A 19569-nucleotide genomic window follows, 5' to 3' on the forward strand; every position below is an offset into this window, starting at 1 on the left:
CCGTGGCTGTCTCAGACTGCGTCGCCGAGCGTGAGCTCTGCCTGGTCAACCAGACCTCGGAGCGACGCCTTCCACGTCGGCAGATCTCTCGAGAGCGTCAGCCAGGTGAGCTCGCGGTTGATCTCGTCGTACTGATGGATGATGAAGTTGCGGTTCGCGACGGCGAGTGCCCACTCGACGCCATCAGGCGCCAGGACGTCGAGCCGAGACAAGCGGTTGGCAGCTTCACCTAGCTTCATCATCAGCGAGTCCCCTGCCTCTTGGAGCAGGTCGTCGGCGAGGTAGTCCCTTGGCGGACTTGAGCTCCATCAGAGCAGGACCGCTTCTCGACGGATGTCGTCATCCAGCCTCGGCTTCAGGCCGCCGTAGTCGACCAGGTCAATCTGTCGACCAACCACCCGCTCGAGTAGTTGCTTGAACTTGATGAATCCGAACGACGAGGTCCCCTCCGGTGCCTCGACCAGCAAGTCGATGTCGGAGTCCTGCACTGCCTCCCGGCGTGCCACCGAGCCGAAGACCGCAAGCCTCCCAAACCCCTCGACTTCGGCGAGGCGCCGAAGCACTGGCGCGGCCGCGTCGACGAGTCGCTCGGGGTGGACACTCGACAGATCTGAAGCTGCCCTCAACTGCTGACTCACGGCAGGCTGACTGATCCCTAGTGCCGCAGCGATCTCTCGCTGGCTCATGCCCGTTGCCACCATCGCCCGAAGGGCGAGGACACGCCGAAGCCGGGCGACGTCCTCTTCATGCCGCGCGCCCCAGTATTCGGGCAGCAGATCCATAAGGCAACCTTATCACTCGTCGATGGCCGACCACGCTGCGTCGTCGTAGTTGGCGAAGTCGACGCTGACGGCAATGGGACACCGGATCAGGTCTCAAATGCCTTCAGGCCCGGAATCCGAGGATTCCGGGCCTGAAGATTTGTAGCGGGGGCAGGATTTGAACCTGCGACCTCTGGGCAAATTCGAGGCCATGCCGATCGCTACCGAACGTTGCGGGAAATAGCCGAATCGCTTGTGTTGGAGCGGTGTTCGTTGTCTCGAACAGTTCCGACTGTAACCGATCGTTGCTCGCTGACGCCGGGTGATTCCGGAGGGTAACCGGAGGGCGATCAAGTCTGCCGGAGCATAACTCCAGAGCCCGTTGGGGCGACCCTGCGGTGGATGATCCAGACGCCGAGGAGAAGCAGGCCCTCGACGACGTGGACCCAACTGCCGAACGCATCCACGCCCAGGTGGTGCCTGAGTTGCTCGCCGCCGTAGAGGCCGGCGAACCCCCAGGTCACGTAGTACACGAAACCCAGGGAGGCATAGGCCGCCGCCCAGGTAGGGCGGAGGACGGCGATGAGACCGATGAGGCCGGTGACGAAGTGACACACTGTGTGGCACAGGTTGACGGTGACGGGGATGAACCCAGCGACCTCGGTGGTGCAGGCGTTCATGGGGTCGAACGCCATCGACGTGCAGGTCAAGTAAGCCGCCGGACCGTTGCTGGTGAACCAGAGCGCGAGGACGAACACTCCGAACTGAACCGGCGAGTCCGTCAGGGCCCAGACGTAGCTGGTCATTCGGCTACGGATGCGTTCGAGCACGGGCTTGTCCCTCCTGGTCGAGACGCTTCTCATGCGAGCGGCAAGGTCGGCGCACCAGGTTCGGCGGGGATCTCGAGGACCTGGCACAGTGCGGCGATGCCGAGGTAGGCCGAGGAGAGTGCGAGGAACTCGATTCGTTCGGCGTCGGTCAGCGTGGAGTCGATCAAGGTCGCTTCGTGATCGTCGAGCGGGCGGCGGTCGACAATGGCGTCGGCGATGGCGATGATCGCGCGCTGCCGATCGGTCCAGGTGGGCGCTGGCTCGGCGTCGGTGACGGTGGCGTCGACCTGACTGTCGGTGAGCCCCGAGGTCTTGCCGAAGTAGGCCACGTGGACGCCCCATTCGTGCTCGGCGCGACAGCGGCCGGTGACCCGAAGGATGGCGAGCTCGCGGTCCATGGGGTCGAGTTGGCCGGTGTGCATGAGGCCGTGCAGGCTGAGCAGCGGTCCTTCGGCGTAGGAGCGGAGCACGGCCGGGTTGGCGGCCATGGCGAGGTAGAGCAGCGGCGGACGGTACGGCGGCGGGACGACCTGCTTCAGAATCGCGTGCGACTCCGCCGGCAGTTCCGGCAACGTGAAGTCATTCATGGCGGTCTCCCGCGGGAGCAGCGGCGAGGGCGACCAGGTCGGCGTACCGGAAGATCTGTCCGCCCGCGCCCCACGTGCCGTCGGCCTGCTCGTGGATCAAGACCCAGACCCGCAGTGCCTGGTCGGCGGTCAGTCCCGCGGCGGCCAGGACCTGAGCGGTCACCTCGCGGACGAGGCCGGCACGGCGTTCGTCGTTCAGGGCGCCGGCGGGGACGGTCACGTCGACACGGAAGCGCGGCTCGTCATCCTCCGCGGTGATCTGGGCACCGGTGGGGAGCTCGTGGAGGAAGGCCCAGGCTTGCGCGCGGAAGAAGGCCGTGTTCGGGGCGCCCTCCCATTTCAGCAATGTTCCGGCCAACTGCGCCTGGATCGTGGATGCGCCCTCCTGGGTGAGGGCGCCGGTGGGGACGGTGAGCTGGATCTGAGGCATGAAGGTGTTCCTTTCGTGGGATACGAATGGCCGGGTCAGCTGATGGCGAGGGCGTGTCGGATGGCGTCGGCACGTTCGGGTGTGAACACGCCGCTGTCGAGGAGGCTGAGGACCGACAGGACTCCGCCGCTGGCACCCCAGCTGCCTTCATCGATGACTCGGAAGGTGACCCACCAGGCCGGCTGCGGGTCGGGCAGGTCGCACGCGTCGGCCATGGCGCGCAGGAGGCGGGTGATCACGGCCTCGCGGACCTCCTGGCTCCAGTCGGCGTCCATCACGGCCAGGTCGATCACCATCACGTCCGGCGTCTCGGGGAAGTCAGTGACGAGCAGGCCACCGAGGGCGATCTGGTCGGGCTGGTAGTCGCGGAAGTGGACCTGGAAGCCGACCCTCGCGGCCGGCTCGAACTGGCCGACTTCCGGCACGAGGACGGCGTCGGTGAGGGTCTGCGCGAGGGTACGACGCTGATCGGTGGTGAGCCGGCCTGCAGGAGCGTTCACGGTGATGACGGTCATGAGTCTCTCTCTGGTTGCGGGATGGGGCTGAGGGGCGGGCGGTGGAGGACGAGCTTGGTGGTGTGGGCTTGGTAGGCCTCGGGGGCGTCGTCCCAGTCCGCGACCAGGCTGGTGACCCGCTCGGCTTCGAACCCGGTGGTGGCGATGAAGTCGAGCAGCTCAGGGAGGACCGGGCGCACGTGGGAGACACCGACCTGCAGGGTCGCGCTGGTGGCGTACATGTCCATCACCGGCAGCTTGGTTCCTGGGCTGAGGTAGTAGCCGGTGCCGGTGCAGATCCCCCCGGGCCGCAGGGCCCGCAGAGCGTCCCGCAGACCCTGAGGATGCGAGGAGGCCTCGACGGCGACGTCATATCGACCAGGCAGTGCGGGAAGCACGGACTTGCGTCGGGCCTTGTCGACGCGGTGCACGCGCGCGCCGAAGGACTCCGCGATCTCGAGCCTGGAGTCCCTGTCATCGAGGTAGTCGACGACAGACGCACCATGCGCGACCGCGAGGCCGGCGGCGTACAGGCCGATGCTCTGCCCTCCCCCACCGATCACCAGGACCCGGCCGCCGGGGCGTTGACGCAGCGGCGGTACGACGGAGCGCCAGGCATCGGCGAGATTGTCGCTGGCAGCGGCGACACGCAGCGGGTCGACCCCCTCGGGGACCTTGACGAGCATGTGGTCGGCGAACGGGATGCGCAACGCGTCGGCGACCATGCCGCCCCAGGCACCCGATGCGGGACCGAACCCGAAGGCCGCCAGCTCCCGGCCGGGGCTGGCGGCGCTCATTGTGGAGCACTTCGCGGTCAAGCCGAGCTGGCATGCTTCACAGGTGCCGCAGGAGACTGCCCACGGCACGACGACGACATCACCGACGGCGAGCCCGGTGACCCCGGCCCCGACCGCGATGACCTGCGCCACGCATTCGTGGCCGATCGCGAACGGTCCCTGGAAGGGCACGTGGCCGACGATCGAGGCGACCACGGGGTCGATGAGGCCGAGCTTCAACCCCGCTTGCATCGGGCGGGACACCGACCGGTGGAGCGGAAGGCAGTCACCGTCGCAGCGGCTGGCGACGAACGGACGGACCAGTGCGTCGGTCGGCTCGCTGAGCGCGGGGTCGGGCCGCTCGCGCCACTCGAGGTGGCCTGTGCGAACGAAGGTCAGTTCACGCATTTCACATGCTCCTTTGCTATGCTATGTCGCAGAGCATATGTCGAGGTTGAGGAGGCCAGTCAAGTGGGTGTGAAGACCGACACACGGCAGCGCATGATCACAAGCGCCGCGCTGCTGCTGCGGGAGAAGGGCGTCGCGGGCACCTCAGTCGCGGAGGTCCTGCGCCACAGCCGGGGACCGCGTGGCTCGGTTGGCTTCCACTTCCCCGGCGGTCGGGCCGAGCTGCTCACCGACGCGCTGGGTTGGGCGGGCAACCTCGTCACCACGATCCTGCGCGAAGCAGCGAGCCAGGGCACCGGTCCCGATGAGGTGTTCGCGGGGATCTGCGACTACTACAGGCACCAGCTCGCCACGACGGAGTTCGCGGCCGGCTGCCCCGTGGGCGCCGCCGCCCAGGAGGCCTACGGCGACCCGGTGCTCGGTCCAGTGATCAGCTCGATCGTTGACGACTGGCACACCGGCTTGACCGAAGTTCTCACTCGAGCCGGGCACGGCCCCGAGGCGGCCGCCGACCTCGCGATGCTCTGCATCAGCGCCCTCGAAGGAGCGATCACCATGTCCCGAGTCAAGCGATCGACCGACCCGATCGACACTGTGCGCGCCCGGATCGTTCCGATGCTGACGCCCCCCGCATGAGCACCTCGCCCCGCTCCCGCCTGGCCACCCTTCGCGGGCAGGATCTTCGCGCCCTCCACGCAGGAGGATCCGTCCCCAGCCTGGATGAACTGAGCGGCAGCATCGATGGCGCCGTCCTCAATGGCAGCCTCGGCCGGCCGCTCGTCCGCGACCTCCGCCCGTGGCGAGGCAAGCTCTTCGAGCCGGACGACCACGGCACCGTCACGGGCTTCAACCGGCTGGGTGTCGGGCCGCTGGAGGTCAAGCGCTTCCGGTTCACCGCCCGCGTCGCGAAGTCGTTGTTCAGCGACCGGGACGTGGTGTTCCTCGACCACGACAACGCGAACAACCCTGGCTACATCCGCCGGTTCCACGACGAGCTCGTCGCGATCGACGAAGGCCTCTACCTGGCCACCTCTCACTACCGAGACGGCGAACGACTGCGCTACCTGTGCCACTTCGCGCTCGCCAAGGCCGCTGCGAAGTAACGCCGGATCGCCGGCTGGTGTGCCGTCAGAGCCCGAGGTCGCGGCTGGTGGTGGTCGCCATCGCCTCGGCGGGCCGGATGTAGTGGTTGAGCAGGGTGCCGAGGTCGCGGTGACGGGTCTGCGCGGCGATCCGGTCGATCGGGGCGCCGTTCACGGCGGCAGTGGTGGCGTGTCCGGCGCGGAGTGAGTGGCCCGAGACGGGCATGTCATCGAAGCCGGCCGCGTTGGCTCGCTCCTGCACGGTTCTGCTGATCGCGCGCGGGCCGATCCGCTCACTGGTGGGGTGCTTTCGGTAAAGGACGCGCGTAAAGAGCGCACCCGGTCCCGGCGGGCGGACCTTGAGCCATTCATCGAGGGCCCGGATCGGGTCGGTGAGCCGGTTGTCCCCTCGAGCGACGCCGACCAGCTGACCTTGTGCGTCCGGATCGGTCTTGGAGCGGCGGATGGTGATCAGGACGCCGGTCGGCTTGCGCTGGAGGTCCTCGACATTGAGCGCCGAGATCTCGCCCGGCCTCATCGCGGAGGCGTATCCGAGGAGCAGGATGGCGCGGTCGCGGATGTCCTTGGCGTCATCGGTGGCCATGGACGCAACGATCTGGCCCAGCTCGGCGACAGTCAGCGGGTGAGCCTGGCGGATCGGCGCAACCCCGAGGATCCGGCGGAGTCCTCGGCGGACCCGTCGGACGAGGAAGTCGGCGGTGGGGTCCGACAGGCCTTCCTGGCGGTGGCGATAGGCGATGCCGGAGCAGTAGCAGTCGAGCGTGCTGAAGTGGACGCCGGCTTCGGCGCGTTCGGCCAGGAACGCGGCGATCGCGGCGGGCGGTGCCGGCAGCGGCGGGATGCCCCTCCCGGAGCACCAGCGCTCCCATTGCCGCCAGGCGACGGCGTAGGTCTCGCGGGTCGATGCGGCGAGCTCCGCCTCGACGGCGGTGGCGATGCGCTCGGCGTCGGCGGATGTGAGCCCTGTGCGGTAGCTCGGCAGGGGTGGTTCGGCGGGGGCGGTGGGTGGAGTCGTCATCCGCCAATCTCGGCGCCGGCTCCCCCAGACGCGGGCGAACGGCGGCCGGGGACGCGATTCACCTCCCGAAAGGAGGGTTTGTGGTGGAGGGATCAATACTCAAATGCTTTCAGGCCCGGGATTCGCACTGAATCCCGGGCCTGATTTGGTAGCGGGGGCAGGATTTGAACCTGCGACCTCTGGGTTATGAGATCCACCTCCCGCCCATTCCCGCGGTGTCGCCAAGCGTACGCGTTTGGTAAAGTCGCAGGTCAGAGGCCAGTTTCGCTCCCACGGGCGTCCGGAATCGTCCAGACTCATCCGGGCCGGGTTTGCGTACAACTGGCGTACAAGCAGTTTCCAGGTTCGTCTCGGGAGGTTCCACATGGCATGGGTCATGACACGACACGGAGCACGCGGCACAAGATTCTTGGGCGCCTACCGCGACCCCGACGGAGCCACCCGCTCCGCCGGGTCGTTCAGCACCCGCCGCGACGCCCTCCGCGCGGCGAACCGTGAGGAGCAGAAGGTCTTCGCAGGGGCATGGCACGACAACGCCAAGGGCGAGATCACGTTTCGTGACTACGTCGAGAAGGAATGGCTGCCCAACAAGCACGTCGAAGCATCCACCCGAGCTGCGTACATCTCCTACCTCAACAAGCACTTCTACCCGTTCTTCGGACACCAGCGCCTGAACAAGATCTCCCCCACGATGGTCCAGGACTGGGTCACCCGGGCCAAGGCCGACGGGCTCTCACCGCGATCGATCCGCAAGTACCACGTCTTCTTGTCCTCGGTCTTTCTCCGCGCGGTCAGAGATCGGGTCCTGGTCTACAACCCGTGCGACCACACCGAGCTACCCAAAGTGATCGCCACCAAGGCCCGCACCCTCACACCCGACGAGTACGTCCGCTTGCTGGCCGCACTCCCTGCCCAGCACCGGCTGATGATCGAGACCCTCATCGAGGCCGGCCTGCGGTGGGGCGAGCTCGTCGCGCTCAAACCCAGACACATCGACTTTCTGCGCCGCACCCTGGCCGTGGAGGAGACCATCGTGGAAGTCTCCAAGAAGCACTCCCCCACCGGCCAGCGCTACCTCGCCAAGCCCTACCCCAAGGACAACGAACCCCGCACCTTCGGTGTGCGACAAGCCTGGCTCAACGCCATCGCCGAACACATCCGGGCCAACGCCATCGGGCACGACGACCTGCTCTTCCCCACCCGGGCAGGTACCCCGATCTCAAGGAACACCTTCCGCACAAGGATCTGGCTCCCCGCCGTCAAAGCCTCCGGAATCGACTTCCCCGTCCGAGTCCACGACCTACGCCACGCCCACGCCTCCTGGCTACTCGCCGGCGGCGCCGACCTCAAGTCCGTCATGGAACGCATGGGCCACTCCCAGATCCAGACCACCCAGAAGTACCTGCACACCCTGCCTGACACCGACCAACGCAACCTCGACGCACTCACACGCATCCAGAATCGCCAGTAGCACCCGACCGCTTCGGGTGGCTGCTTACTTGGTTGCTACCAGGTCGAGCCGCAACAGCCCTTCTCGTGCTGCCTTTGCGGCAGCGCCCGCGCGCGACTCCTGTCCGAGTTTGACCAGGATCCGTTCGACGTGTGTGGTGACCGTCCGAACGGAGATGGCGCGCTCGGAGGCTATGCGCTGGTTCGATGCACCCTGTGCGAGCCCGTTGAGGACGTCGAGCTCGCGGGCAGAGAGCCCGTAGGACGCCTGCCAGGGCGACTCGATGACGAGGAGTGCGGCTGAGTGTTCGAAGAGGGGGTCCTGCACGCGCTCGATCCTGACGGAGACCCAGCTCCCTCGGACGGGCCAGACTCCATAGAGCACGGGTGAGTGGGTTCCCAAGAGACGCTCAGCGAACGTGCCGAAGTCGGGATCTTCGACACAGGTCGTCGGTTCGTACTCGTCGATGAGTCGGGGCCTCCCCGTGTGGTCGACGAGGCTCGCTCGTGACCCTTCATCACTTGGGAGAAGGGCGGTTCTCAGGCGTCGGAGGCTGCAGAGCTGTCCCAGGCTTGCGGTGAGCGCCCCGATCATGTGGACATGCCTGGTAGCGAAGGCGGTGGGAGACTCAGCGGACAGGTGCAACATGCCGGCATAGGTGCCGTCCGCGGCGAAGAGGCACGTTGACATGCCGTCGCCGAAGCCCGCAGGGCGCAGCACCTCTTGGTAGAGCTTGGTCTTGCGGTAGTCGTAGGGCAGGTCGCTGATCCGCAGGGGGCGTTGGGTCGTCAGCATTCGCTGGTAAGGGTCGGTCTTGGCGTATGGCTCGCCCAGGCCAGTCAGGGTGACCGGCTCGTAGGTCGCGCTGCCGAGCACGACATGCTCGCCCGCTATTGGGTCCCAAGCCAGAAGTGCCGCGGCGTCCTGATGAACGACGCGCTGGAGTTGCGCGAAGATCTCGCTCACAGCCTCGTTGGCACGACCCGACCCGGCCACGTAGGCGCAGTCGACCAGCACTTGCGCCTCAGCGAGCGTGAATGTCTCACCGGCGTCTGGTGCGGGGATCTGATCAGCCATGAAGAGCCCTTCTCGGCTCCGTGCGGGCGTTCACCTTACCGCGATCGCCGCATCCCCATCCGAAACCTGGGCCAGGTGGCTCGACACGGCGTCGAACGCTCGCAAGGTCGCGAAGAGCTTCCAGGCGTGTTGTGGCTCGGGCCAGCTGGACAGCTTGACCGCGACGACGCCGGTCGCCACGTTGACGTAGAGCATCTGTCCGTGAATGCCGAGGCACAGGAGTACGTCGCGGTCGGGGTAAGGCAGCCAGAACTGGTTGCGATACATCCCACCCGGCATCAACGTCTCGGTAGGACTTGCCGCGAAGGCGTCACGTGAGTCGGGATCGCCACGGAAGGTGTCTGCGATCCAGGAGCCAGGGACCACCTGCTGGCCGGAGAGCGACGCGCCGTCTTGGGCCAGCATGGTGCCGAACCGGGCGAGATCACGCAGCGTGGCGCAGATGCCCCCGTCGTACATCCCGGACCCGACGGAGTCGACGGCGATTCTTGCGTCGTTCTCCGCGCCCAGCGCCGACCACAGGGTCCGTGACATGAGCTCGGGCATCCGTATCCCCCCAGCGGCCTCGCACACCCATCCGAGTACGTCGGTCTCGCTGCTGCGGTACTCGAAGGGGCCGCCGTGCGGGGCTTTCTGCTCGAGCGTCAACAGGTAGTCGTACATGGTGCGCGGGACCTGCGGATGCTGCCGCGGAGCCCAGCCGATCGCCTGCTCCAGGACGCGAACCTCGGCCCGGGGATCGAGGTAGTCCTCGGAGAAGTGGATGCCAGAGCGCATGTCGAGCAGATGACGGACGACCGCGCCGGCGTAGCCGCTGGCCCCCAGTGCTGGGACGTATGTGGTGAGGGGCCGATCGAGGTCGAGTGCGCCCTCCGCCGCGAGCCCACCCGCCACGACTCCGACCAGCGACTTGCTGACCGACATGAGCAAGTGCCTCGTGCCGGCGTCCATGCCGGAGTGGTACTCCTCGGCCACCACCCGTCCGTGTCGAGAGACCATCCACCCGTCAGTCTCGGTCGCCGCCATGGTCTCAGCGACCGTCAGGACGGTCCCATCGAACTGTGGGACTGAGAGCTCACCCACGCTCTCGAACCGAGAAGGCAGCTCGGCCACCGGGCCCGTGCCGCGCGAGATGACCGCCGTCGGGAACAGATCCTCGATGTGTTGGAACGACCACTGCAGCTGGGGGGCTGTCTGCCAGTTGTCAAGGTTGACGGCACCGTGCGGACGGCTCGACTGTTGGCCCAGCGCCACGTCAGCGCCCAGGGCTGGTCGTGGAGCCACCCACGTCCCAGGTCGGGACCACCGCCGGTGGTGGCGTCACGGGCGTTCCGGCGTAGAGGGCACGCAGCGAATGGATGAGGTGTTTGGCCCGGATCGTCAACGTCGCCGGCTTCCCGGGCGTTCCGGTCTGGAGGCGCCCCTTGGTCACCAGCACGCCGATGTCGGCACCCTTCCAGCGATAGTCGCCCGCTCCATAGATCCGGAGGAAGAATGCCTCGGACTCATTCTGGAGTTGGTGCCAGTCGAGGGCTGCTCGTTGGAAGACCAACGATCCGCTGGCGTCGAGGCAGTAGGTCCCAGTGCGGGCCGCTGTGTCGATCCGCTCGACTCCCGGCGACGTCTCCTTGATGATCATCTGGGACCAGAGGTCCACCGCGGCGAGTTCCTGCCAGCGCTGGTTAATGTCGTCCAGGTCCAAGTCGAGCTCGACCGGCAGGTACTCGAGAAGGTGGAAAAGAAACAACGGCACATCGGCGTAGGCACCGGCGGTGACGTTGGTGATCGACGAGGCGCCACTGATGCGGGGGTTGAGCTCACCGAGGTAGACCTCGTCGGTGTCGACGTCGACGAGAACATCGACCTCGAAGAACCCGCGGTAGCCCTCGACGCCGAGCCGGTCCCCCAGCCTGCGCACCAATGCAGCAGCGCGCGCCCGCAGGTCGCCGGTCAGCACCTCGGGGAACATCTCGTTGCCGCACCAGCCGCCTCGATAGGGCGTGAGCTCTGGGTGCCCCGTCAGCTCGGACATGAAGGGACCCACCACAGTCCCGCATCGGGTCAGCACCGCCTCGACCGCGACCGGGCGGTTGTTGATGCGCTTCATCACCTTGACCTGTTGGCCCACGATCTCGGTGCTGTGCTGGTCCCAGTCGGCCGCCGAGCTGATGAAGAACGTGGTCTTGCCTGAGTCGCCGTAGGCAGTCTGCACGACCAGGTCCAACCCCAGACCCGCCTCCTCAGCCGCAGCAGTGAGACCGTCGAAGTCCTCGACCGTGGTCACCACGTTGGGCACGCTGGGCACGCCCACCTCGTCGCCCAGTCGGGTCGTAACAATCTTGGAGTCCAGGTGCTCTCGCAACTGCGCCTTTGGCAGGATCAGGTCGTAGCCAAGTTCCTCACAGATGCGCTCGGTCTCTTCGTCGAAGAAGACCATCGCGATCTTGGGCCGAGTCCCCGGCCTGGTCCGGCTTCCGATGAACGCGCGCACCTCTGAGTTCTCGAGCAGCCAGTTGTTGATGTGCTCCCCGCTCTCGAAGTCAACGTGCGGACGGTGGGCCGGCGTGAACACCCGTGGATGGGCGCCGTCCCACGCGTCGTAGTAGGCGACATAGGTGAAGTTGCGCACCCAGCGGTCGAGTCCCAGCAGGTTGAACGGGGTCGCGCCCACGAAGTAGATCGGCGTGTCGTTGGTTCGGAAGAAGTGCCTTACCTCGGACATGTTGCGCAGCGTCCCTGGCGCAACGCCTGGCGGCGAGATACTCGCCGGTCCGAACGCGGCATCAGTCGCCACGGTCGCCATCGGGTCGAGCCCTGCGGGCGGAGTGGTCACGAACGTCCCCTGTCGTCAACCAACGGTGAGTAGGTGCGGATGAGCTTCTTGTTCACGAACTCGTCCATGCCGAAGTACCCCAGCTCGCGCCCAAACCCCGAGCGCTTCACGCCTCCGAACGGAATCTCCGGCGCGTCGAGCATCACGCCGTTGACGAACACCATGCCGGCGTCAATCTGGTTCGCCACCCGCTCCGCCTGTTGGGGGTCAGTGGTGTACAGGTAGGAGCCCAAGCCGTAAGGCGTGTCGTTGGCGAGCTCGACGGCCTCTGCCTCTGAGGACACACTGAAGACCATGGCAACCGGCCCGAAGAGCTCCTGGGAGAACACATCCTGGTCGGGTGTGACCCCAGTGAGCACTCCCGGCGGGAAGAAGGCACCGTCGCGCTCCCCGTTGGTGTGCAGAACCGCGCCTTGGTCCACGGCCCGGTTCACCTGGCCCTCGAGGCCTTCGGCGGCACGGACCGAGGACATCGGCGCGATGCCGTCCGCGCCCGCGAGCATCGAGGTCGTGAATCGGTCGAGGAACGCCTCGTAGAGATCGTCGGCCACGATGAACCGCTTCGGGGCGTTGCAGACCTGACCGACGTTTTCCAGACGTGCTGCCACCGCGGCCTCAACAACGGCGTCGAGGTCTTCGGTGCTGAGTAGCACGAACGGATCGGACCCACCCAGTTCCAGGACCACTTTCTTCAGGTTCCGGCCGGCGATCTCGGCGACCGCCGCTCCTGCCCGCTCGGACCCGGTCAGGGACACCCCAGAGATGCGTGGGTCGGCGATCATCTCCGCCACCTGGTTGACCGTCGCGTTGACTGCGACGTATGCCCCGACGGGAAACCCTGCCTCAGCGAAGATCTCGTGCAGGGCCGCGGCCGACTCCGGACACTGGGGCGCATGCTTGAGCACGATGGTGTTACCGATGGCCAGGTTGGGGGCCGCGAAGCGGGCCACCTGGTAGTAGGGGAGGTTCCACGGCATGATGCCGAGCAGCGCCCCTAACGGGCTGCGGCGGATCACCGCCGTGCCGCCCCCCTGACTCAGCGGAACCTGTTCGTCGCCTAGGAGCCGCACCGCGTTGTCGGCGTAGAACTCATAGATCTCGCGGCAGAAGTCAACCTCGCCGAGTGCCTCCTCGAGGGGCTTGCCCATCTCTCGGCCGATGGCGGCGGCCAGATGCTCGCGTCGCTCTCCGTGGAGCTCGGCCACTCGCCGGATCAACGCGGCGCGCTCCGCAGCGCTCGATGTGCGACCCCATGATTCGCACGCTGAGGCGGCATTGCCAAGCGCCATGTCGATGTCAGCCTGCGATGCCTGAGGGAAGGTCGCCAACCTCTCCCCCGTGGCCGGGTCGATGACGGCGTAGTCGTCGATGAGTGCGTAGTCCTCCATGCTGTTCTCTCTTCCTGTACGCCGTGGCTACTTCAGCGGCTCGGTGTCTCGGAAGCGCCGCAACACGTTCGTCGTGAGTCGGGCGATGTTGTTCTCGTAGCCGTTGTGGGAAAGCGATCCCGTCCACGCGATCGAACCGACTGAGAAGAAGCCACCGCCGCCGTCCAGTGCCCCGTAGACGACGTCCGACCTCACCGACGGCTGCTCTGTTCCTCCCAGCCCGGGGAGCTGCTCGTAGAGCTCCTCGGCAACCAGGAGGTAGGTGTCGGACAGGGGCCCGGAGGTGGCCACCACCAGGGTGTCCGGGGGTGTCCCGAGGCTCGGGTTGTAGAAGTCGATCTCGGAACCCGCCGCGCCTCCGCCGATGATGCCGAAGTCTCCGAGGCGCTCCTCGGCTCCGATGCCCTCGAAGATGAAGCTGGCGCGCGCGTCGAAGCTGTCCTCGAGCCGCTGGTAGTAGGTGCAGCGGTCAAAGCCTTGAGCGGACATGCCGACGCCGACGAGGCGCTCCGGCGCCTTGCCCTTGTTGCGCCACAGACCGGCGGACTCGCCCGAGGTGGTGTGGCGCTGCTCCGCGAAGGGTGACTGGTGGGGTCGGGTGCCGCCGTCGGCGCGCCGTACCTCGACGATGTGTCGGTTCTCCGGGTCAAACGACGTCGTGGCGTAGAACCCGTTGCCGCCGAGATACATCAGCCGACCACCCGCGGCTGTGAACTGCGCAAGCGCATCGAGCTCGCCGCGGGTCATGTACTCCGGGTGACTGCCCGTGATGATGACGCGATAGCGAGAGATGAGGTCGTAGCCCTCGAGGTCCAGGGTCTCGTCGGTGATCGCGTCGAACTCGCAGTCGACCTCTTCGAGCCAATGCGTGATGCACAGGTCCGCGGGCAGACCCCACGGCCCCTCGCTCATGAACGACGCCCGGTATCGAGGCTGCATGGTGATGAGGGGTCGGCGAGCGGTGCTGAAGATGACGCCCGAACCGTCGTTGTGGATCTCGTAGCAGGAGCGGCCGAACTCGGGATGGTCCTGGAGGTCCAGGTCCTCGGAGTGGACGATGGGTGTGTGGCCCAGCAACATCTCCATGCTGTCGGCCTCGAACGCGATCCGGTCGTTCGCATAGGCGAGGTAGCTGCCGGTGGGGAACAGCACGGCGACGTCGCGCGCACGCTGCCCCGGCCCGACGAAGAACGGCACGTGGTGGTCCCTACCCTCCGCAGTGAGCCGGAAGGCGTACACCCCGCTGGCAAGGTCTTCGGGCACGTCGAACGTGAGAGCCACTGGCCAGTCCGCGTCGGCAATGTCGTCGTCATGGAAGTGGATGGCGTCGTACTCGTCCGGTGCCACCCGGAAGTCCTCGACGCGGCCCTCGAACGCGGGACCGGTGACACCGCGAACCGGGCCATTCACACAGCGACCGTTCAGACCGTTCGGCGACTCGTCGACGACGGCAGACAGCAGCAGCCCGTCCGGCCGCTCGCTACGGCCGAAGTGCCAGCGTGCGACGGTCTCAAGGCTGTCTCCGTTCCGTCGGTGAACCCGGACGCCGCCGATCTTGCCGTTGAAGGCCGAGGTTGCGACCAGCCGTGAGTCCGTGACGGCGGCCAGGGCCCCGATGCGGAAGGGCATCTCCGATGCCGTCCATGCGCCGTCGCTCCGCGCCTCTGCCGATTCCGGCTCCAGGCGCGCGGCGGCAGGAGCGACCAAGTCCATAGCGTGCTTCAGCGGCGTGCACGTCAAGACAACCTTCCCGCCTTCGGCCGGGACCGTGATGACGAGCTCGTACCAGTGATGGGCGGTCAGTGCGGTGTCCAGCTGAACCGTGCGTGACTGTCCCGCTTCGCTCCAGATGAACATGGGGCGGCCATCGTCGAGCGTGAGGGCCCAGCCTGTCGACGCCGCGGCATCCCAGGTCCCCAGCACCGTCTGGTGCTCACCGTGAAACGCCACGGAGCTGTGGCTGATCCGGTAGGCGCCGCGGGTTCCGCTGCGATCGTCGCGCGGGAGCGTCGGAAAGATGGCTGCACGTACCTCGAAGCCCGCGGGGTCCTTCAGTAGTCCGGTCGGGTCGCTCACCTCGACGAAGGAGCCCGGCCGGCACTCGTAGTGGCTCCCGGGGTAGGTCCCGTCGACTGCTGTGGGTAGGACGGTCTCCTGGAAGCCGGGACCGGCGGAGCCGTCGAAGCCGTGGTGGAGCTGGACCACGGTCGCGGCATATGATTCGGCCTCCTCGCAGCTGACGTGGAGGGTGAGCTGCTCACCCGGCCGCGCAGACAGTCGGTCGGTGTATCCGTACACCTTCTGGTTGGCACTGGTCGGCGCGATCATGATCCCGATCCCTTTCGTTGTGGCAGTTCGTGAACGGCGGCTGTCTTGAGGTACTCCGCCTTTCGCTCGTGGAAGACCGCCCTCATCGCGTCCTCGTAGTCGCCGTACGGGTCGGGGTGCACGACGAGGTTGCCGGGAGCCCCGTGGGTGACCCGGGCAAGGCACCAAGGCCCGTCAGGGCCGGTGGCATAGATGAGGTGTTTGCCCTGGATCGGCTGGCTGCGAAGGATTCGCAGTACTCGGTTCGCGCCGTCCTCCAGAATCCACAGGGGGTCGGCGTCATGGAGTGCGACGACTTCTTCAGTGAACTCTTCTCGAAGACGGGCCAAGCTGCGCTGGGTGAAGACCTCGAGCAGCTCCGCGCTTCTTTCGGATGCCGTACGCGTCATTGGACACTCCTGTACTGGTTGGACGGCCGCGAGGTCGTCAGGATGCGGTCTGAAGTCGACAGTCCGGCCGAGTCAGAGGTCTGACTGCTCCATGGAACGCCCCGTGACCTTGAAGAAGGCCGCCACTCCGACGCCCACAGCGAGCCAGCAGACGCCCAGGATCTTGGCGTGGGGGTTCGCGCTCCACATGGCGAAGAGCAGAATCGCGGTCCCAATGACGGGAGAAGCCAGATGAAGGAAGAAGCGGCGGCTCTTTCCACGAACGATGAAGTGGTTGACAACCGCGACGTTCAACAAGATGTAGGCGGTCAGGGCGCCAAACGTGACCAAGGTGATCAGAAGACCGGACTGTTCGACGCCGAGAACGCCGATCCCGATGGACAGCACTGCGATGAAGAGCATCGCGTTCCTTGGCACCTTGTGATCGCTGACTCGCGCGAGGAACCGCGGCAGCTGGCCGTCGCGGGCCATGCTGAACACCAGCCGAGATGACGTCGCATTGGAGGCGATCGCATTGGCGAACAGGGCAATGAGGGCGTTGGTCAGCAACACGACGTGACCGAACCACGGCGCCATCGAGTGACTCACGATGTCGTAGAACGCGTTGTTGGTTTCGTCTCCGTCGGCGAATGTGGTGCCGGTGGGAATGAGGACGGCGGCCAGGCAGACCTGGAGTACGAACAGGACACCAACGCACCACATCACCCGGATCGTCGCCCGAGCCACAGTGGCTCCACCGCCCTCAGCTTCTTCGTTGAGTGTGGAGATGGCATCGAAGCCGATGAAGCTCAATGCAGCCACGGGGACGGCTGATGCCACGAGAGCCCACGAGGAGTTCGACGAGGGGATGAGGACGTCGAGTGACAGGTAGGCGTCGCCGGCGATGATCAGAGCGGTCGCCCAAACGACGAAGACCGTCAGGACGGTGAGCTGGATGCACAGGAAGATCTTGTTCATCCGAGCCGTCACGCTGACTCCCATGATGTTGATGAAGGCCGTGGCCGCCACGAACAGGATCACCCAGGCCCAGCCCGGCACCGCGGTGACTTCGGAAGCCATGGCAAGAGAGGCGAAGACACAGAGCAGGGCGGGGAGCAGTAGGTAGTCGAGCAGGATCGCCCAACCTGAGATGAAGCCGAAGAAGGTTGAGGTCCCCATCCGGACATAGGAATACACCGAGCCAGCGACGGGGAACTGCAAGGCCATCTCTCGATAGCTCAACGCGCTGAATGTCATGACGAGTGCCGTGACGAGGTACACCGCGCCGGCTGCTCCGACCGAAAGGTTGTAGACGGTGCCGAAGACCGAGATCGGTGCGATCGGCACCATGTAGATGAGGCCGTAGATCACCACGTCCGTCAGACTGAGCGACCGCGAGAGCTGCGCCTCGTAGCCCAGCTCGGACAGCCTCGCGTTCTCGGTGTTCATCGCTTCTCCTGGGACCAATGTCGCATCCGCGTGGTCAGTCATAACTGTCTACCTTTCGGGACCGTCGATGCTCGGTTTCTGCGCCCGTTCGTGCCCGGGTCCCGAGGAGGACGGACGGCGCCTGGGGCAGGAGCGCCTTGGCTTTGAAGTCTCGGCCTCAGTCGGCAACTTGCTCAATACGTACATGTGCGGATGGCGATCCGCCGGTGGGTCAGTCCTCGGTCTTGCCAGAATCCAGGCCGGCGGAGATCAACGTCATGACCGAGGGGTCGGCGAGAGTGGTGACGTCGCCGACCTCGCGGTGCTCGGCGATGTCCTTGAGCACGCGGCGCATGATCTTTCCGGAGCGCGTCTTGGGGAGTTCGGGCACGATCATGATCTGGCGGGGCTTGGCAATCGCGCCGATCTCCTTCTGCACGTGACGGCGCAGCTCCTCGACAATGTCCTCACCGCCGTCGCCGGCCGAGTCGCGCAGGATCACGAACGCGCAGACCGCCTGACCGGTGGTCTCATCGACGGCACCGACCACGGCGGCCTCGGCGACCTTCGGGTGCGACACCAAGGCTGACTCGATCTCGGTCGTGGACAGGCGATGGCCCGAGACGTTCATGACGTCGTCGACCCGGCCCAACAGCCAGATGTCGCCGTCCTCGTCCTTCTTGGCGCCGTCGCCAGCGAAGTAGAAGCCCTGTTTCTTGAACCGCGACCAGTAGGTTTCCTTGAACCGCTCGTCGTCGCCCCACAGGGTGCGCAGCATCGCCGGCCACGGCTGCTTGATCACGAGATAGCCGCTGGAGCCATTGGGCACCGACTCGCCGTCGTCGTTGACGACGTCGGCCTCGACACCCGGCGTCGGCGTCATCGCCGAGCCCGGTTTGGCGGGGGTGACTCCGGGCAGCGGGGAGATCATGATCTGGCCGGTCTCGGTCTGCCACCAGGTGTCGACGATCGGGCAGCGCTCGCCGCCAATGACCTCGCCGTACCACGTGTAGGCCTCGGGGTTGATGGACTCACCCACCGAGCCCAGCACCCGCAGCGACGTCAGGTCGAAGCGGTCGGGGATCTCGCGGCCCTGCTTCATGAACGTGCGGATCGCGGTGGGCGCGGTGTAGAAGGTCGTGACCTTGTAGTCGGCGATGATCTGCCACCAACGGCCCTTGTGCGGGGCGTCCGGGGTGCCCTCGTACATCACCTGCGTGGCACCGTTGGCCAGCGGCCCGTAGACCAGGTAGGAGTGGCCCGTCACCCAGCCGACGTCGGCGGTGCACCAGTAGACGTCCGTGTCAGGTTTGTGGTCGAAGACGGCATGGTGGGTGTACGACGTACCGACGAGGTAGCCACCCGTGGTGTGCAAGATGCCCTTGGGCTTTCCGGTTGTTCCGGAGGTGTACATGACGTAGAGCGGGTGCTCCGCGTCGAACGCCCCCGCCTCGTGCTCGGCTGACGCCGAGTCGACGACGTCGTGCCACCACACGTCGACGCTGTCGTCCCACGAGACGTCCTGGCCGGTACGGCGTACGACGAGCACGTGCTCCACGTCGAAGCCTTCGTCCGCGGCCTTCGCCCGGGCGTCATCGACGGCTGGCTTGAGGCCCGAAGCCGAACCGCGGCGGTAACCGCCGTCCGCGGTGATAATGACCTTCGCGCTGCAGTCGAGCACCCGAGAGGCAAGCGCATCGGAGGAGAACCCGCCGAAGACAACGGTGTGCGGGGCGCCGATGCGGGCGCAGGCCAGCATCGCGACCACGGTCTCAGGGATCATCGGCATGTAGATCGCGACCCGGTCGCCGGCCCCGACCCCGAGCGAGAGCAGGGCGTTGGCGGCCCGGCACACCTCGTCCTTGAGGTCGGCGTAGGTGATCGTGCGCTTGTCGTCGGCCGGTTCGCCGACCCAGTGCAGCGCGACCTTGTCGCCGTTGCCGGCCTCGACGTGCCGGTCGACGCAGTTGTACGCGGCGTTGAGGCTGCCGCCGACGAACCACTTGGCGAACGGCGGGTCGTCCCAGTCCAGGATGCGATCCCACTTCTGGGACCAGTCGAGGCGTTCGGCGGCCGCGGCCCAGAAGCCGTCCCGGTCCGCTGCCGCCCGCTCGTAGGCCTCGGCGGTGACGTTGCGGTCTCCGGGGGTTGACCCCGGCTCGGGGGCCTGGCCCTCACGCGGCGGGATCGGTGGCGTTGCACCACTAGGTTCGTTGGACATGGTCACTCCTGGAGGTCGAGCACGTCAGCCTGATGTGCGGAGCCGGGCGGGTTGATGGTGGAGAGGGTG

At 66.5% G+C, this 19569-nt stretch carries 18 protein-coding genes and 1 pseudogene; 3 read left to right on the forward strand and 16 right to left on the reverse strand.

Translation table 11 applies throughout. The features are described 5' to 3' along the window. Positions 1 to 11 precede the first annotated feature (11 nt). From ASD84_RS04255 to ASD84_RS04285, 7 genes and pseudogenes are all read right to left on the reverse strand, one after another. Positions 12 to 275: pseudogene (locus ASD84_RS04255) on the reverse strand (DUF86 domain-containing protein); the annotation flags it as partial. 33 nt (positions 276 to 308) lie between these two features. Continuing rightward, positions 309 to 782, reverse strand: a complete 474-nt coding sequence (locus ASD84_RS04260; RefSeq protein ID WP_056706960.1) for a nucleotidyltransferase domain-containing protein — start codon at positions 780 to 782, stop codon at positions 309 to 311. A gap of 329 nt (positions 783 to 1111) precedes the next feature. Beyond that, entirely contained in the window at positions 1112 to 1567 is a 456-nt protein-coding gene (locus ASD84_RS25275) for a DUF4383 domain-containing protein (RefSeq protein WP_056706961.1), read from the reverse strand. A 53-nt stretch (positions 1568 to 1620) separates the two neighbouring features. Next, entirely contained in the window at positions 1621 to 2178 is a 558-nt protein-coding gene (locus ASD84_RS04270) for a carboxymuconolactone decarboxylase family protein (RefSeq protein WP_056706963.1), read from the reverse strand. Continuing rightward, a complete protein-coding gene (locus tag ASD84_RS04275) occupies positions 2171 to 2608 on the reverse strand; it encodes a tautomerase family protein (protein WP_056706965.1) in 438 nt (145 codons plus the stop codon). The genes ASD84_RS04270 and ASD84_RS04275 overlap by 8 nt, the downstream gene beginning before the upstream one ends. Before the next feature lie 35 nt (positions 2609 to 2643). Further along, positions 2644 to 3123, reverse strand: coding sequence for a tautomerase family protein (locus tag ASD84_RS04280; RefSeq protein ID WP_056706968.1), 480 nt, complete (start codon positions 3121 to 3123; stop codon positions 2644 to 2646). Next, positions 3120 to 4286, reverse strand: a complete 1167-nt coding sequence (locus ASD84_RS04285) for a zinc-dependent alcohol dehydrogenase (protein WP_056706971.1) — start codon at positions 4284 to 4286, stop codon at positions 3120 to 3122. The genes ASD84_RS04280 and ASD84_RS04285 overlap by 4 nt, the downstream gene beginning before the upstream one ends. A gap of 93 nt (positions 4287 to 4379) precedes the next feature. On the opposite strand from ASD84_RS04285, the gene ASD84_RS04290 reads away from it, so the two are divergent. Beyond that, entirely contained in the window at positions 4380 to 4922 is a 543-nt protein-coding gene (locus tag ASD84_RS04290) for a TetR/AcrR family transcriptional regulator (RefSeq protein WP_156391562.1), read from the forward strand. Beyond that, positions 4919 to 5389, forward strand: a complete 471-nt coding sequence (locus tag ASD84_RS04295) for a hypothetical protein (protein WP_056706974.1) — start codon at positions 4919 to 4921, stop codon at positions 5387 to 5389. Before ASD84_RS04290 ends, ASD84_RS04295 begins: the two co-directional genes overlap by 4 nt. 25 nt (positions 5390 to 5414) lie before the next feature. Here the strand turns inward: ASD84_RS04295 and ASD84_RS04300 are convergent, their stop codons facing one another. After that, positions 5415 to 6407, reverse strand: coding sequence for a tyrosine-type recombinase/integrase (locus ASD84_RS04300; RefSeq protein WP_056706976.1), 993 nt, complete (start codon positions 6405 to 6407; stop codon positions 5415 to 5417). A 376-nt stretch (positions 6408 to 6783) separates the two neighbouring features. Here ASD84_RS04300 and ASD84_RS04305 point away from each other — a divergent pair, with 376 nt between their 5' ends. Continuing rightward, on the forward strand, positions 6784 to 7878 hold the full coding sequence (locus ASD84_RS04305; RefSeq protein ID WP_235530965.1) for a tyrosine-type recombinase/integrase: 1095 nt from the start codon (positions 6784 to 6786) through the stop codon (positions 7876 to 7878). Between the two features lie 24 nt (positions 7879 to 7902). Here ASD84_RS04305 and ASD84_RS04310 read toward each other — a convergent pair whose 3' ends face one another. The 8 genes from ASD84_RS04310 to acs all read right to left on the reverse strand — a co-directional run bounded on the left by ASD84_RS04310 (position 7903) and on the right by acs (position 19500). Then, a complete protein-coding gene (locus tag ASD84_RS04310) occupies positions 7903 to 8934 on the reverse strand; it encodes a helix-turn-helix transcriptional regulator (protein WP_056706982.1) in 1032 nt (343 codons plus the stop codon). Positions 8935 to 8964: 30 nt separating this feature from the next. Further along, positions 8965 to 10188 carry a serine hydrolase domain-containing protein gene (locus ASD84_RS04315; RefSeq protein ID WP_268788454.1) on the reverse strand — a complete coding sequence of 408 codons (1224 nt, stop codon included), beginning with the start codon at positions 10186 to 10188 and terminating at the stop codon, positions 8965 to 8967. Position 10189: 1 nt separating this feature from the next. After that, entirely contained in the window at positions 10190 to 11767 is a 1578-nt protein-coding gene (locus ASD84_RS04320) for a biotin carboxylase (RefSeq protein ID WP_235530968.1), read from the reverse strand. Further along, complete coding sequence (locus ASD84_RS04325) at positions 11764 to 13155, reverse strand: NAD-dependent succinate-semialdehyde dehydrogenase (protein WP_200954420.1); 1392 nt, start codon at positions 13153 to 13155, stop codon at positions 11764 to 11766. The genes ASD84_RS04320 and ASD84_RS04325 overlap by 4 nt, the downstream gene beginning before the upstream one ends. Before the next feature lie 27 nt (positions 13156 to 13182). Further along, positions 13183 to 15483 (reverse strand): N,N-dimethylformamidase beta subunit family domain-containing protein, encoded by a 2301-nt coding sequence (locus ASD84_RS04330; protein ID WP_056706984.1) that lies wholly within the window; start codon positions 15481 to 15483, stop codon positions 13183 to 13185. Further along, on the reverse strand, positions 15480 to 15872 hold the full coding sequence (locus ASD84_RS04335; protein WP_056706986.1) for a hypothetical protein: 393 nt from the start codon (positions 15870 to 15872) through the stop codon (positions 15480 to 15482). The genes ASD84_RS04330 and ASD84_RS04335 overlap by 4 nt, the downstream gene beginning before the upstream one ends. A 72-nt stretch (positions 15873 to 15944) precedes the next feature. Beyond that, positions 15945 to 17342 (reverse strand): APC family permease, encoded by a 1398-nt coding sequence (locus ASD84_RS04340; RefSeq protein WP_321164006.1) that lies wholly within the window; start codon positions 17340 to 17342, stop codon positions 15945 to 15947. Between the two features lie 169 nt (positions 17343 to 17511). Then, a complete protein-coding gene (gene acs, locus ASD84_RS04345) occupies positions 17512 to 19500 on the reverse strand; it encodes an acetate--CoA ligase (RefSeq protein WP_082573148.1) in 1989 nt (662 codons plus the stop codon). Positions 19501 to 19569 lie beyond the last annotated feature (69 nt).

It is taken from the genome of Nocardioides sp. Root682 (assembly GCF_001427795.1).
GTDB lineage: Bacteria > Actinomycetota > Actinomycetes > Propionibacteriales > Nocardioidaceae > Nocardioides.